Annotated in this window: 15 protein-coding genes; 9 read left to right on the top strand and 6 right to left on the bottom strand. The window is 60.1% G+C overall.

What is annotated here, in order from left to right; translation table 11 throughout:
* Window positions 1-2: 2 nt before the first annotated feature.
* Window positions 3-245, top strand: coding sequence for a hypothetical protein (locus tag NKI46_RS27030; protein WP_023806332.1), 243 nt, complete (start codon window positions 3-5; stop codon window positions 243-245).
* A gap of 269 nt (window positions 246-514) precedes the next feature.
* Here NKI46_RS27030 and NKI46_RS27025 read toward each other — a convergent pair whose 3' ends face one another.
* From NKI46_RS27025 to hemP, 6 genes are all read right to left on the bottom strand, one after another.
* Window positions 515-1,012 carry a hypothetical protein gene (locus NKI46_RS27025; RefSeq protein WP_031356183.1) on the bottom strand — a complete coding sequence of 166 codons (498 nt, stop codon included), beginning with the start codon at window positions 1,010-1,012 and terminating at the stop codon, window positions 515-517.
* Between the two features lie 1,001 nt (window positions 1,013-2,013).
* Window positions 2,014-2,625, bottom strand: coding sequence for a nitrogen fixation protein NifQ (locus NKI46_RS27020; protein ID WP_352723985.1), 612 nt, complete (start codon window positions 2,623-2,625; stop codon window positions 2,014-2,016).
* Between the two features lie 324 nt (window positions 2,626-2,949).
* Entirely contained in the window at window positions 2,950-3,150 is a 201-nt protein-coding gene (locus NKI46_RS27015) for a ferredoxin (protein ID WP_081727483.1), read from the bottom strand.
* Window positions 3,151-3,189: 39 nt separating this feature from the next.
* Window positions 3,190-4,407 (bottom strand): cytochrome P450, encoded by a 1,218-nt coding sequence (locus NKI46_RS27010; protein WP_352723953.1) that lies wholly within the window; start codon window positions 4,405-4,407, stop codon window positions 3,190-3,192.
* An 846-nt stretch (window positions 4,408-5,253) separates the two neighbouring features.
* Entirely contained in the window at window positions 5,254-6,345 is a 1,092-nt protein-coding gene (locus tag NKI46_RS27005; RefSeq protein WP_023672205.1) for a hemin-degrading factor, read from the bottom strand.
* Window positions 6,346-6,375: 30 nt separating this feature from the next.
* The gene (hemP, locus tag NKI46_RS27000) at window positions 6,376-6,480 is read right to left on the bottom strand and encodes a hemin uptake protein HemP (RefSeq protein ID WP_023685012.1); all 105 of its coding nucleotides are present in this window, start codon (window positions 6,478-6,480) and stop codon (window positions 6,376-6,378) included.
* Window positions 6,481-7,016: 536 nt separating this feature from the next.
* Between hemP and NKI46_RS26995 the strand changes: the two genes are divergently transcribed.
* The 8 genes from NKI46_RS26995 (at window position 7,017) to NKI46_RS26960 (ending at window position 14,039) form a co-directional block, all read left to right on the top strand.
* The gene (locus NKI46_RS26995; RefSeq protein WP_023672207.1) at window positions 7,017-7,337 is read left to right on the top strand and encodes a HesB/IscA family protein; all 321 of its coding nucleotides are present in this window, start codon (window positions 7,017-7,019) and stop codon (window positions 7,335-7,337) included.
* Window positions 7,338-7,392: 55 nt separating this feature from the next.
* Entirely contained in the window at window positions 7,393-7,743 is a 351-nt protein-coding gene (locus NKI46_RS26990) for a hypothetical protein (RefSeq protein WP_155923868.1), read from the top strand.
* A 36-nt stretch (window positions 7,744-7,779) separates the two neighbouring features.
* On the top strand, window positions 7,780-8,946 hold the full coding sequence (gene nifS / locus NKI46_RS26985) for a cysteine desulfurase NifS (RefSeq protein ID WP_023672209.1): 1,167 nt from the start codon (window positions 7,780-7,782) through the stop codon (window positions 8,944-8,946).
* A gap of 25 nt (window positions 8,947-8,971) precedes the next feature.
* Window positions 8,972-10,180: a homocitrate synthase gene (gene nifV / locus NKI46_RS26980; protein ID WP_023727119.1), complete on the top strand. Its 1,209-nt coding sequence runs from the start codon at window positions 8,972-8,974 to the stop codon at window positions 10,178-10,180.
* The gene (gene nifW / locus NKI46_RS26975; RefSeq protein WP_023687348.1) at window positions 10,177-10,557 is read left to right on the top strand and encodes a nitrogenase stabilizing/protective protein NifW; all 381 of its coding nucleotides are present in this window, start codon (window positions 10,177-10,179) and stop codon (window positions 10,555-10,557) included. The genes nifV and nifW overlap by 4 nt, the downstream gene beginning before the upstream one ends.
* Window positions 10,558-10,742: 185 nt before the next feature.
* The gene (locus NKI46_RS26970) at window positions 10,743-11,594 is read left to right on the top strand and encodes an electron transfer flavoprotein subunit beta/FixA family protein (RefSeq protein ID WP_023727118.1); all 852 of its coding nucleotides are present in this window, start codon (window positions 10,743-10,745) and stop codon (window positions 11,592-11,594) included.
* Window positions 11,595-11,611: 17 nt separating this feature from the next.
* Window positions 11,612-12,721 carry an electron transfer flavoprotein subunit alpha/FixB family protein gene (locus tag NKI46_RS26965; RefSeq protein WP_023685019.1) on the top strand — a complete coding sequence of 370 codons (1,110 nt, stop codon included), beginning with the start codon at window positions 11,612-11,614 and terminating at the stop codon, window positions 12,719-12,721.
* A 10-nt stretch (window positions 12,722-12,731) separates the two neighbouring features.
* Entirely contained in the window at window positions 12,732-14,039 is a 1,308-nt protein-coding gene (locus tag NKI46_RS26960) for an FAD-binding protein (protein WP_023687350.1), read from the top strand.
* Window positions 14,040-14,048 lie beyond the last annotated feature (9 nt).

The following is a 14,048-nucleotide window of genomic DNA, read 5'->3' as shown; positions in this document are numbered from 1 at the left end:
ATATGTATCTGTATGGCGAGATCACTTATACGAGCGTCAACGGGATCACCGACCAATTCGGATTTATCTACCGCTACTCGCCTCCCGGCAATACGTTCCATTTGCAGGACATTCCCGGCTACACCTACCGCCGCCGTGACGTGAAGAAACATAAGCAAAACGATGACTTATCGGCCTTAGACTTGCTCCGAACGCGTAAAAGCGGCCTCGGGCGGTTGCAAGATCGCTACAATGTTTATTTTTGATATCCGCTCGGTAAGGCGCTTTTCGCTTAAGCAACTAGGCGTTCTCACATTTTTTGTTCAAGAACAAGGCGTTACACAACTTGCCTACGAGGCGAAAGCGCCTTAAATGTCAACGTTTACATACGCGAAAGTGCCTAAACATCCTGGCTGCTACGGATGGAAAAACGCTGACTGTAAAAGCCCGCCAACCTTTCGGCGGGCGGGCTTCCACTGCCGGAACTGGAGAGTGTCATGTCGACAGCCCCGACAGGTCGGAAAGGGGTCGCTGGTTAGCGGCGCGAGATCAGCAGGCAGAGCCGGCGCAGGTCACGATCATAGGTGTCTTCGTTGCTAAGCACTTCGACGCAGCGCTTCTTCATCCGAGTGACCTGGGCGTTCGACATATCGCCGACAACGCTAGCCAGATTCGGGTTGCTCGAAGCGGTCGGGTTGCTGGGGTTGGCGGCTGGATTGGTTCCAACGCCGACATTTACGTCGGTACCAACCCCGGTGACGACACCGACATTGGCGCTGCCAGTGCCGATGGAAGCAGTCGCTCCGCCAGTGTCGCCGACGGAGGCTGCGGCATTTGCCCCAGAACCGCCTAGGGATACGCTAGCCGTAGCGCCGCTGTTGCCGCCCACATTAGCGCTGGCGCCTCCGCTGCCGACGGATACCCCGCCGACGCCTCCGACATTAATTCCAGCTGCAGTCGCTGGCATGCAAAGAATTGCGAGAACAGATCCGGCAGTCAGACTGCCCATAAGAATTTCAAAAATTCTTGCCATAGTACGCCTCCTTGTTGCCCTGCAAAGGATGGGACATTTTTGGGATCTACGGACCCGATAGTGACGCACTAGAGTTTAAAAACAAGCTAGCGGCCCGCGAAAGATGCGTTCTTGGATCATTACTTGGCAATTCTCCGGAGTCAAATATAATAAAATTTTACTTTGGCTCCTACGTGATTTTTCCATTTGTCAGATAATATCATTCCCTAAGCACCCCAGGTGCGGGTGCAACAAGGTTCAGGGATCGACCGTCCGGCGATCAGTAAGCGGCTACTACCGCCGATCGGACATACAACGCTATATTAGCACCTTTTGACGAACCCGACCGGCGGGCAGAGCCAGAATCCCGTCTGCGCAAAACCTGCAAAATCGCTTCCGATGCTCGCCATTGACTAGCACGGAGGAAGTCCTGAGCGCCAAACACGGTGACCATCAACCTACGGCCGCTGGTAACTGTCGACGTCGAGCATTTCGCCTGGTTGAAAGCTATGTGGCGCCGAAGCGGAAGAAACACTGCAGACCCCGTTTCCTAAAATCGTATCAGGGCATTAGCAGTGACGCCGAGCGGCCGCCGACCTATCGATTAACTCGGTCCGGAGCCAGAGCGTTATAAAGGAGCAAACACGCCAGAAGTGAGATGACGCTGCCTAGCAGTTGGTCTGCCGTCAGGCCGGAAAAATAAACGAGATCGAACGCCAGTACAGCCATCGCTCTAGCCACTCATGAATTGGAAAACCTAACGAGCTGGTCACCAAGTCCGGCCTGCTCAAGATCGCGCAACGTGTCCTTCAACTCCTTGCGCTTGTAGCGATTGATGATGCCGGCTTAGGTTGTGGCGGCATCTAACAAACATTCGACTCGCGCCTGCCATGACGACGACCCGCCGAAGCGAGCATCGCGAGCGCACAGTATTCAAATCCCCCAAGGCCTCCGTCGAGATTTGACAACAGACATATGGCGTGGCGCGAGCTCTGACGCTGTACGACTGACGCAAGCGGCTCTCAATCCTGGGCGTTGTCCTTGGTCCGTGTGAGCCGGCTTTCGCCTTCCTCCGGGCCGAAGCAGCTTTCGAAATCATTACAGTCCCGGCAACTGGGGGAGCTGCACAGCGAAAAACCTTCGGCCTCGCAGAGCTTTCGGTAAAAGTATTTTTTCCATTTCATGTTTTGGGTGTTGCCGGCCGCCAGCGTCGGAAAATGCGAGGCGAGCAGGCGGCCGAGGTCGCTTCGACTAAAGAGGCCAAGGTCTTGCCAGAGGTGGTCATTGCGCATGGCACGCCGGGCGATGATCTTGGCGAAGCGGGCGCCTGCCTTGTCGTCGGGCCGGGCATGCGCCAGCAGCAGTCCGCGCAGAAGTTCTTCTTCCAGATCCGGCTCGGGCTCGCTCCCCTCTTCCAAGGCAAACGCGTTGATCGGAAAAGCAGGGAAACAGCGGATCAGGACATCGCGCAACTCGGCGCGCGAAAGTCCGGTTGCCTCCGTCGCCGTCGCCTCGCCAGCCTCGATCTCCTCGAGCGCACGTGAAAGCACACAGGCAAGCACATGCTGGTCGAACCTCCTCTCCAGCTGCGGCCATTGGCCGGTGCTGAGCCGGGCATAATGTTGGGCAAATATGGTGCGTTCTCCTGCTATGGTCCTATCAAATCATGCACAGACCCGGCCTGCCGCAACATGGGTCGGGCAGTTCTTCGGTGTGGCACTCCGGTCGCCTCGCGTCGAGTAGTCCGGCAATTCTCGTCTGGTCCATCGGCTCTGACGCAAATTGTGTGATTGGAAGAGTTGTTCGCGAACCCCTGCCCTGCCGTTTGCGCCTCACGGGGAACACTGGCGCCGGAAATGCCCCTGCAGAGTTGGACGTGAACCGTGCGGGACAGAGGTCGCGTGCTGAGTGCGGCCACATGGTTCAAGCCGCCAGACTCACGGTTGAATGAGGCCGATTCAAAACGCGCAGCGGGTGAGTTCTAGCGCACGTTCAGGACAGGATCGCGCGCCTCGTGATGCAGGCAGTTCCTCCCCTTCCGCAACTTCAATGTCACCAGGCAGGATGTAACCGTCATTATCGAGTTTGAAGATGTCCGGCGCTTGCGCCGCGCATCGCGCGTGGCCCTGGCATTTGGCCCTTTGGACGATGATGCGCATGGCGCTGCCTCCATTGTCTGTGCCCGGCTCGGGGCGGGCCTAAGACCAGTCCAGGATCAAATTTTCGATCCCGAACACATGGCCGCCAGAAGTTATCGGCGCCGTACCCTGCTTGATCCTGAAAGCCGGGATGCGCGCCAGCCACTCCTCCAGGCCAATGACAATCTCCCGCCGGGCAAGGTGTGAGCCAAGGCAACGGTGGGGACCATAGCCAAACGCTGCGTGGCGGTTGTCCTCCCGCTCCAAATCAATCGTGTTGGGGCATTCGAATTCCGCCGGGTCACGATTGGCAATCATCGTGGCGCAGGAAACATAGTCCCCCTTCCGGATCGGCGCGCCTTCGAAGTCGATATCTTTCGTGGCCACGCGGATCAACTGAATGGGCGGATAGGCCCGCAGCAATTCTTCGGTTGCGAGCGGGATGCGGTCCGGTTCGCTCCGCAGCAATTGCTGATCTTTGCGGTTGCGTGCGAGGTACGCCAAGTCAAAGCCTATAGCTGCTGCGACCGTGTCGAGCCCAGCGACGAAGACAAGCACGCCGATGCCGCGGACTTGGGTGTTCGTCAGCCGGCGGCCCTCGACCTGTGCCTGCACGATAAAGGTCATGAAATCGTCAACCGCCTCGTCGCGGCGCATGGCTGCAAGTTCGTCGATGAATGCCACGATCGTCCGGGCAGCCACAGGTCGTTCCTTATCGTCGCCGTGGAGCAGATCTTTCCCCCAGCCAACGAATGTATCGAGTCGGTCATCAGGCAACCCCAGAAAGCGAAGAAAGGTGCTCACCGCGAAAGGAAAGGCAAAATCCTTCATCACCTCGCAGCTTGTTCCCGACGCGGCGATCCTTTCGATCAGCTCGACCGCCCGTTCGCGGACAGCCGGTTCCAAAGCCAACACCCGCTTTGGCGAAAGCAGCGGATTGAGCAGTGAGCGAAAGACGCCATGGGCCGGTGGATCGAGCTCAAGCGGGATCGTCGGCCAGTTTTCACCCAGTATGGAGGAGAAGATGCTGCGATGGCTGGAAAAAGTCTCTGCGTCCTGCAGCACCTTCCGCTGGTCCGCGGCACGGGTGATGACCCAGGTACCCCGGCCATCTTGCGTGTTGTAGCGGGAGTAAAAGATCGGAGGCCCGTCATGTACGCAAGCGACAGCTGCGTGTGGATCCCCGTTGGGTGTTGGTGGCATCCCTGGCGATGTAAACAGGCTGAAGTCCCTCACCATTTCGGGCGGGACATGATCTGGAACGGGGTTGGTCGCCATTTTGTTTTCTCTACATTGGCGTTCATGGCTCGATTGAGATTGCACCGCTGTTCCTAAAGTCGATTTCCAGCTGGGCACGTCTCTTGTCGGGTGCCTTCTAAATTCTGTCGCCTGATACAGCCCACCTGCACCAGCGCGGATGAGATGGGTTGCGAAGTCGATCAGAGGGGCATCTCCGCCGCGCTCCGGTCATGAAGCAAAGCTGCCGCTTATCCCCGTTAGGGTTTGAGAGACTGGTCAATCACCTCTGCCCTGCTGATCAAATTGTCGAAGCAAGTCGCGTGCCGGATAGGGTAGCCATGGCGGTGCACCAAGCAATGCCAGCCTGCGCTGGGTCTGCCGCTGATGATCACCTGTCCATCATTCTTATGACAACGTCCGACAACCGACATCCGTGGTCGGTTTTGTCGAGCCCGCGACATCGGGCTGTTCGGCTTGGCTGTTGCTGCACAGCCTGCCGGTCGACGAGCGAGTAGATCGCTCGCACGGCCCGGATTGAGCAATGACGCGATCCAGCGCAAGGATCGGGTGCGGTCCGAGAAGACCCGACGGCGCTTGCGCGAGACGATCGGAAATATCAAAAAGGTCAAGCCGCGCTTCGGTTCGGCGCTGATGGCGTATGCGTTTTATCGCTCGCAGGCGCTGCAAGGCTTTTCCGGCAGACGGCGATGCACTCGTGCGCACCGGTGCCGACCGGCGACCAGCTTGACTGTATAGATGCGGTCCATTCCGGCGTGCATCACCTGACCATGCGCATGCGCTACGACGGCATCCTTTCCGCTCATGGACCTAGATTTGCTCGCGAGCCGCTGTCGGAACGTGGTGCTGAGTCCTATCGCGGCCAATTCAATCCGAGGACCTGTCGGCAGTCAACACACCCCTGGAGGTCGGACCGGGAACGCGTGGCAGACTCTCGGCCAGAAACCGCCAGTCGCTGCCCTCGCGTTCGCCTTCCTTGCGCGTGCCGAAGAACTGGATGATCATCTTGCCGTCCGCGCCATAGGCTTCAATGGACGTAACGTGACCATCCCTCGTCGGCTTGCGCACGGCCCAGACCTCGCGGATGCGATGGGTCCTAAGATGCAGATGGAAGGTCTCTTCGAGCACATTGATCCGCGGCCCGATCTGCTTGACCGACCTGATCGGGCCGGAATGGATCTGAATGCAACCACGATTGCCGACAAAGCACATGATCGGCATCTCGTCTTCGGCCGCCTGTTGGAACAGGGCGCCAATGGCATCATTGTCGAGTAGCCAGGCGTCATCCTCGTCGGCCATACGCATCGCCTGGCAGCGGCTGAGCTTCAGTGTCTTCAACATATGGTAGAACTGATGCACGTCGCTTAGCCGGCCCCAGTGCTCGCGTAGGTCGTCGACCGTGGTGGCGTGGTCTGGACTCACTGCGTTATCGCGCGCCCCGCTCGCCTCGAGCGATATGATCGGCTCCTGGTCGGGGGATACAAGCTCTGCCGTCAGATCCTGATAGGCCTGCAGGTTCGAGGCGGGCGTGAGATGAGCTTTGTGCATCGCCTCGCCGGTGGCATCAAAGAATTGCAGGCTGCGGCGGATCTCGGCCCCCTCGCGCTTCTCGACGGCGAAGCCATACGCCCACGCTTTCGGGAAGATGCGCAGGTCGATCTCGTCGCCGAGCAGTATGGCATGCTGGTTGCCGGTGACCACTTTGCCGTAGACGCCAATCTTTTGGTGCACGGCACTTTCGTTGCTGGTGACCGCCATCACCTCGCCGACCGCTTCGAGGCCGGTCAGCAGATCATCGACGCGCGGCTCGATGCGCACCGCGCCGTGACCACAATGCGCCGCGACCAACTCGGCTTCCGAAATGCCCAATCGAGCGGCGAGATCATGCTCCCGGATCTTCGGATTGTCTTTGCACGCCCGCCGGATTTCGTCGGGCGACGGTTTCTCGCGTTGGTCCATGCTTACCCCTGTTTCTACGACGTGTGAGGATCATCTGCCCTGCCCGGGAATCTTCAGCCGATAAGGCGCGCCGAAATGCTCGATCCTGATCTGCTGCTGGCCCATGAACAAGGTGTCGCTGGACAGCGTGCGCACGGCGTCGCACCGATGCGAAAACCGGCGAGCAGCCACATGCCGATGGCATCCCATCGAGCCGGTCGGCGGCTACTGGGCGGTAGTGAGCCAGTATGGATGTTGTCGCAATCGGCCAAGCGGGCATTCGGATGCCACGAGCGGCGCTGCTTTGCCAACAACGCGTATCTGACCACGGTCCTGACATGTTACTCCCTTGCTTCGCCCCATCCATCGCGATGGCACCCACGGCATGGTTGTGGATCGGCATGCTCTTGCCGTCTCGCCAAACGGAGCTTCAAAAACCGTGCCAATTGCGCCGAGGCAAGCTCAGAAGAAGTTCTGTCCTTGGTGATGTGAGTTCACCCAAGAACTCAGGCCAACATCCCTCGTGCCGGACCCGACAAACCCGACAGCACGTGTCGATTGGCCGACACCTTATCAGCAATCAAGAGGCACCAGTGCGAGAGATGCCGCGCTGTGTTGAAACGTTTTTTGGCTTTGGCACGGTGCATGCAACGTGATGGGCAAGCAGGTCGCGGACTGAGGAGAATGGAGCCATGATTACGCTCACCGACAACGCTGTTGCCGCCTTCAAGACTGCTCTTTGCCGTGCCAGCGAGCCGGCGGAAGGCTTTCGCATTATGGTCGAGGCCGGCGGCTGCGCAGGCTTCAAATACTTAATGGGCCTGGAGAGCGTGTCGCGCGAGGGCGACGCGATCACTGACACAGATGGGGTCAAGCTGTTCGTGGACGCGGGCTCCCAACCCCATGTAGCCGGCATGACCGTCGACTTCCTCACCGGGCTCCAATCTTCCGGTTTTGTCTTCGATAACCCCAATGCGCGCGAAAAGTGCGGCTGCGGCAAGTCCTTCAGTTAAGCGCCCGAAGCGCCTGTGCGGCCGACAGAGTGATTTTGCGGCAGAGGAGACTTATATGGCCGGCACAACAGATGTCCCCGTCCTAAAAAACAAGACAAGGTCAAAGCCGATCTCGGGACTGCCATTCGCTCCCAGTAGGATTCAAAGAACGTCGCCTCCCGAAGCAGCTCGGTTCCTGGTGGCACCCGAGCTGCTTGCGGACAAATCGCGCCGCTGCGCCAAATTCGGCTCATCGGTAGCGTTATCGCGTTCGGGCGTCCTTACCTGCCGGCTGACCTACGGCCACTGCGAACATGTCCATATCGACGGAGATCCGGTTTACGTCAAACACTCCGGGCGCCTGCGCGCACTGCCAGTTCAAATGATCATCAACGGCATGCGCCAGAGGCTCAACGAGTCGGTCTAGCGCTCGCGTCATTCTGTTTAACTGAGGATCGCACCTATGAAGCCTGTCTACCTCGACAACAACGCAACCACACGGGTCGATCCTGAGGTCGTGCAAGCGATGTTGCCGTTCTTTAGGGATCAATTCGGCAACCCTTCGTCGGCACACGCTCTTGGCGCCTCAGTCAGTGCGGCGGTGAGAAAGGCGCGGAGGCAGTTGCAAGCTCTGATCGGCGCGGAGTTCGAGGATGAGATCACTTTCACCTCGGGTGGGACAGAAAGCGACAATGCAGCGCTTCTTTCAGCGCTCGAGGCGGCGCCCAACCGAACCGAGATCGTGACGTCCGCGGTCGAGCATCCCGCCGTGCTGACGCTCTGCGAGCATCTTGAGAAGACCCGCCGCCTCAAGGTGCACAGGATCCCGGTGGATTGCCGTGGTCGGCTCGATCTCGACGCCTATATGGCCGCCCTCACCCCACAGGTTGCAATCGTGTCAATAATGTGGGCGAACAACGAGACTGGTGTGATCTTCCCCGTGGCAAGGCTTTCCGAGTTGGCCAAGGAAGTGGGCGCCCTATTCCATACCGATGCTGTGCAGGCGGTCGGCAAGCTTCCGATGGACCTGAAGTCGACCGCAATCGACATGCTGTCGCTCTCCGGCCACAAGCTGCACGGGCCGAAAGGGATCGGTGCGCTTTTCGTAAAACGTGGCGTCGATTTCCATTCGCTGATCAAGGGGGGTCACCAAGAGCACAACCGGCGTGCTGGAACCGAGAATACGCCCGGCATAGCCGGGCTCGGCACGGCGGCCGAACTCGCCTTGAAATTCATGGACGACGAGACCACACGGGTAAAGTCGCTCCGCGATCGCCTGGAGGGCGGGATCCTCCAGCGCATCCCAAGCACCTGTGTCACTGGTGATCCCTTGCAACGGTTGCCCAACACCGCAAACATCTCCTTCGAACATGTCGAAAGTGATGGAATTCCACTTCTCCTCAGCCGCATTGGCATCGCGTGTTCCTCTGGCTCGGCCTGCACCTCCGGCTCTCTGGAACCAAGCCATGTCCTAAGCGCGATGAAAACGCCACACGCGGCAGTCCGCTTCTCCTTGGCGCGGGACAACAGCGAAGAGGACATCGACCGGGTGCTCGAGGTCATGCCGGGAATCGTGGGGAAGCTGCGCAGCTTTTCCGGTTCTGGGCCGGGTAGTCCGGTCTATGCGTGAGCCGCAGAAGAACAGGCTGCCTGTCATGACCGGTCATGTCTCCCTCAACGATACGACCTTGCGCGATGGCGAGCAGGCGCCGGGCGTCGCCTTCACCACGACGGAAAAGCTGGAGATCGCTGAGTCTCTTGCGGCGGCTGGCGTGACAGAGATCGAGATCGGCACGCCGGTCATGGGCGTCGACGAGATGGAAACAATTCGCGCCGTGGTAGCGCGGCGTCTTCCGGTTCGGCTCATGGCCTGGTGCCGGATGACGTCGTTGGATCTCGATGCAGCGATCGAGAGCGGCGTCCAAGCGGTCAATTTGTCGCTGCCTGCGTCGGACATCCAACTTGCCGCCAAGCTCGGCCTCGACAAGGCGGGAGCGCTCCAGGTCATCGATCATATGGTCAGGCGCGCCGCCGATGCCGGCTTCTTCGTCGCGGTGGGCTGCGAGGATGCCTCGCGGGCCAATCGGGATCATCTCGCCCGCGTCATCGAGACGGCCGCACGCGCCGGCGCAAGCCGCGTGAGGCTGGCCGACACAGTCGGTGTTCTCGACCCGTTTTCGACCTTCGAACTTGTCGCCCAGCTCGTGGTGCAGTCTCCAATCGACCTTGAATTTCATGCGCACAACGATCTCGGACTTGCTGGCGCCAACACGCTGGCGGCGATCCGCGCAGGCGCGCGCCATGCCTCCGTCACCGTCCTGGGGCTCGGCGAGCGTGCGGGCAATGCCGCGCTGGAGGAGGTGGCCGCCGCAATGGCAGTCTTCGACGGCGCAGACACCGGCATTGAGCTGACCGCATTGCCCGGCCTCGCCGCCCAGGTGGCTTGGGCCGCCCGCCGGCAGACCGCAGCCACTAAGCCGGTCGTCGGCGCCGATGTTTTCACCCACGAATCCGGCATTCACGTCGCAGGGCTGCTGAAGGACTCGCGTACTTATCAGGGGCTCGATCCGACTCTCGTGGGCCGCTGCCGGCGGATCGTCATCGGCAAGCATTCCGGCGCGACTGCGATTGCCCATGTGCTGAGCGAAAGCGGTCGCGATCTCGACCCGGATCTGGCAGCCGCGATGGTGGCCCGCGTCCGACGCGAGGCGGCCGAGACCAAATCGACCGTCACTGCAACTCGACTGGTCGAGCTCTACGATGGAATGTGCAGCGAGGCATCCCTCATCGAGCTGTGCGGGTCCAAGTCAGCCGTGCGCGAGCGCACAGAGGCCACAGTTTTGCGACCAGGAAGAATGCAATGAATTGTTCCGCTGACAGCCGCCCCATGGATGTCACCGACATCCTCGCACGACTGAAGCGCTTGTCGGCTGCAGAGGAATTCTTCTCAGTCCTAGGCGTCGCCTATGACCCGAAGGTACTGAATGTCTCGCGGCTCCATATCATGAAGCGTGTGGGCCAATACCTCGCCGAAGAAGATTTCTCCGGTCTGCCCGACCAGGTGATTGCCGCGAGGGTGCGCGCGACGCTCGAACGCGCTTACGAGGACTTTGCGATTTCCTCGCCGCTCACGCATCGGATTTTCAAGGTGCTCAAGGACCACGATCCGAACAAACCTGCCGCGCCGGGTCACACCTTTGTTCCGTTCGACTCGGTACTGAAGCGGTTCGGACGGGAATGATCGGCGACAAGGGTGCGACGCGACAATGTCGAGCAGCCGCCAAATGCGGTCATCACCACAGCGCCGTCAGAAGCAACCAGCCGAAGTTGTAGGAAAGGGGGAGCGCAAGAGACTTGGCACGAATAATGCGGACAAAGGAGATAACCGCAATGCCGGACCCGGACAGGAGCCTAGAGAAACCGCCAATGCACATTGTAATCTGCATCAAGCAGGTGCCGGACTCGACACAGATAAGGGTCCATCCGGTCACGAACACGATCATGCGCCAGGGTGTTCCGACCATCATCAACCCTTACGACCTGTTCGCCCTCGAAGAAGCGCTCAGACTGCGCGACGCACATGGCGGCGAAGTCACTGTGCTCACCATGGGTCCGCCCATGGCAGAGGACGCGCTGCGCAAGGCGCTCGGTTACGGCGCCGACCGAGCGGTGCTCTTGACCGACCGCTATTTTGCCGGCTCCGACACGCTGGCAACCTCGTTCGCCCTTTCCCAGGCAATCGCGAAGATTGGCGAGACGTTCGGCACGCCAGACCTCGTCTTCACCGGCAAGCAGACGATCGATGGCGACACCGCCCAGGTCGGGCCCGGCATCGCCAAGCGCCTCGGACTCCTGCAACTGACCTATGTCGCGAAGATCCCTTCTGTCGACCTTGCTGCACGCGAGATCAAGGTCGAGCGCCGTTCCGAAGGCGGCACACAGATGCTGAAGAGCAGGCTCCCTTGCCTCATCACCATGCTGGAAGGCACAAACGAGATCCGCCGGGGCTCGATCCAGGACGCCTTGTGCGCCGCGCGCAGCCAGGTCTTGAAATGGAGCGCGGCCGACGCCGGCATTGAGGATCTCACCAAATGCGGCCTGCGCGGTTCACCGACGGTCGTCAAACGTGTTTTCGCCCCTCCTGCTCGAGCTGAAAAGGCGGCACAAATCGACACCGCCGAGAAGGCCTTGCGCGATGTCGCTGACGAACTCATCACCGCAATCTTCACCCGCCAGCCGGCGCTGGAACATGAGCTCGCCTTTAACGGCGGCGCGTGATGGCAAGGAGCAAAACGATGTCGACCGCGAACGGAGAAACCCCTCGCCCTGCCGCCGGCCGCGCCGGCATAAAGAAGGAATTGCCCGCCCATTTCAAGGACTATCGGCACGTTTGGGTTTTCATCGAGCTCGAACGTGGCGAGGTCCATCCGGTATCGTTCGAACTGCTCGGCGAAGGCCGCAACTTAGCAGACAAGCTTCAGGTCCAGCTTGCAGGTGTCGTGCTTGGACCGCCGGGAGAGGCCGTGGGGAACGCCGTTGCCGAAGCATTCGCGTATGGCGCTGACCTTGTCTACATCGCCGAGGCGCCCCTGCTCGCCGACTATCGGAATGAACCTTTCACCAAGGCGTTGACGGATCTGGTCGATACCCACAAACCCGAAATCCTTCTTCTCGGTGCCACCACACTGGGCAGGGATCTTGCCGGCTCCGTGGCGACGACCTTGCAGACGGGGCTCACGGCCGACTGCACCGAACTCGATGTAGATACCGACAGTTCGCTCGCCGCCACGCGTCCGACTTTCGGCGGTTCCTTGTTGTGCACGATCTATACGCTCAATTTCCGCCCGCAGATGGCGACCGTGCGGCCGAGGGTCATGCCCATGCCGCAGCGGACGGATAAACCGGTCGGGCGTGTCATCCGGCACAAGCTTTCGCTTGCCGAGGACGAGATCGCTACCAAAGTCCTCGGCTTCCTGCCGGACAATCAGTCGGCGAAGGCAAACCTTGCCTATGCCGACGTCGTGGTTGCGGGAGGCCTTGGTCTTGGCGCGGCGGAGAACCTGCAGCTTGTGAAGAACCTCGCACGAGCAATCGGCGCCGAGCACGGCTGTTCGCGTCCGTTAGTCCAGAAGAGCTGGATGCCAGCTGATCGGCAGATCGGCCAAACTGGCAAGACGATCCGGCCGAAGCTTTACATAGCGGCCGGGATTTCCGGCGCCGTCCAGCATCGGGTTGGCGTGGAGGGGGCGGATCTCATCGTGGCCATCAACACCGACCCGAACGCGCCGATTTTCGATTTCGCTCACCTCGGAATCGTCACCGACGCGATCCGCTTCCTGCCCGCACTGACGGAAGCCTTCACCCGGCGGCTGTCGCCCCACAGTCGCGATAAGCTTTCGAGCTAAGGGGATGGACATGATCGAGGAAAACTTCGACGCCATTGTTGTTGGGGCAGGCATGTCCGGAAACGCAGCTGCTTACACCATGGCCAGCCATGGCCTGAAGGTGCTGCAGTTGGAGCGGGGTGAATACCCGGGCTCCAAGAATGTCCAGGGTGCCATCATGTACGCGAACATGCTGGAGAAGATCATCCCGGATTTCCGGGATGATGCGCCTCTCGAGCGGCATTTGGTTGAACAGCGGCTTTGGGTGATGGACGACACATCCCATACCGGGATTCACTATAGGTCGGACGACTTCAATGAGGCGAAGCCCAACCGATACACGATCATCCGTGCCCAGTTCGATAAATGGTTTTCGCGTAAGGTGCGCGCGGCCGGCGCGACCGTTCTGTGCGAGACGACCGTGACGGAACTCATCCGTGATGCCAAGGACAGGGTGATCGGCGTCCGCACAGACCGGGCGGGCGGGGCCATCTACGCGGACGTGGTCGTTCTCGCAGAAGGTGTCTGCGGACTGCTTGGCACTCGAGCAGGCCTGCGCGAGATGCCAAAGCCGCAAACCGTCGCCCTCGCCGTCAAGGAAATGCATTTCTTGCCCGAAGAGGTCATTGAGCAGCGGTTCGGCGTAAAGGGCGATGAGGGCTGCGTGATCGAGGCGGTGGGCACGACCTCCCGCAGCATGGCCGGGCTCGGCTTCCTCTATACCAACAAGGAGTCCATCTCACTGGGCATTGGCTGCCTCGTCTCCGATTTTGCCGCGATGGTCGAGAGCCCCTACGTTCTCCTTGATGCCTTGAAGAGCCATCCTTCGATCCGGCCGCTGATCGCCGGCTCGGAAGTGAAAGAATATTCCGCACACCTCATTCCCGAAGGCGGCTACAAGGCTATTCCGCAGCTCTTTGGCGATGGTTGGGTCGTGGTCGGCGATGCCGCGCAACTGAACAACGCGATTCACCGCGAGGGTTCGAACCTCGCCATGACCTCCGGCCGCATTGCGGCTGAGGCAATCGTCGAGGTCAAGAGCCGCAACGGTCCGATGAACAAACGGAATCTCGCCCTTTACAAAGCCATGCTGGACAAGTCCTTCGTGGTCAAGGACCTGAGGAAATACAAAGACATGCCGGCCTTGCTCCACACCAATTCCAGCAATTATTTCACGACTTATCCGCGGTTGATGTCGCAAGCTGCGCAGAACTTCATGCGTGTCGACGGCACGCCGAAGATCGAGAAGGAAAAGGCGACCACGGCGGCCTTCATCAAGGCGCGCTCGCGCTGGGGGCTGGTCAGCGACGCGGTCCGCCTTGCATTGGCGTGGCGCTGAGGGGAGACG

Origin of the sequence: Mesorhizobium sp. M0615 (genome assembly GCF_040320805.1) — a bacterium.
In the GTDB taxonomy this organism is placed as follows: Bacteria; Pseudomonadota; Alphaproteobacteria; order Rhizobiales; family Rhizobiaceae; genus Mesorhizobium.
This window is presented reverse-complemented; position numbering and strand designations above follow the sequence as displayed.

Coding starts and splice junctions, on each gene's coding strand:
- NKI46_RS27030 (WP_023806332.1), top strand. CDS start 3: ATGTATCTGTATGGCGAGATCACTTATACGAGCGTCAACGGGATCACC.
- NKI46_RS27025 (WP_031356183.1), bottom strand. CDS start 1,012: ATGGCAAGAATTTTTGAAATTCTTATGGGCAGTCTGACTGCCGGATCT.
- NKI46_RS27015 (WP_081727483.1), bottom strand. CDS start 3,150: ATGCGCATCATCGTCCAAAGGGCCAAATGCCAGGGCCACGCGCGATGC.
- NKI46_RS27010 (WP_352723953.1), bottom strand. CDS start 4,407: ATGGCGACCAACCCCGTTCCAGATCATGTCCCGCCCGAAATGGTGAGG.
- NKI46_RS27005 (WP_023672205.1), bottom strand. CDS start 6,345: ATGGACCAACGCGAGAAACCGTCGCCCGACGAAATCCGGCGGGCGTGC.
- NKI46_RS26995 (WP_023672207.1), top strand. CDS start 7,017: ATGATTACGCTCACCGACAACGCTGTTGCCGCCTTCAAGACTGCTCTT.
- NKI46_RS26990 (WP_155923868.1), top strand. CDS start 7,393: ATGGCCGGCACAACAGATGTCCCCGTCCTAAAAAACAAGACAAGGTCA.
- nifS (WP_023672209.1), top strand. CDS start 7,780: ATGAAGCCTGTCTACCTCGACAACAACGCAACCACACGGGTCGATCCT.
- nifV (WP_023727119.1), top strand. CDS start 8,972: ATGACCGGTCATGTCTCCCTCAACGATACGACCTTGCGCGATGGCGAG.
- nifW (WP_023687348.1), top strand. CDS start 10,177: ATGAATTGTTCCGCTGACAGCCGCCCCATGGATGTCACCGACATCCTC.
- NKI46_RS26970 (WP_023727118.1), top strand. CDS start 10,743: ATGCACATTGTAATCTGCATCAAGCAGGTGCCGGACTCGACACAGATA.
- NKI46_RS26965 (WP_023685019.1), top strand. CDS start 11,612: ATGTCGACCGCGAACGGAGAAACCCCTCGCCCTGCCGCCGGCCGCGCC.
- NKI46_RS26960 (WP_023687350.1), top strand. CDS start 12,732: ATGATCGAGGAAAACTTCGACGCCATTGTTGTTGGGGCAGGCATGTCC.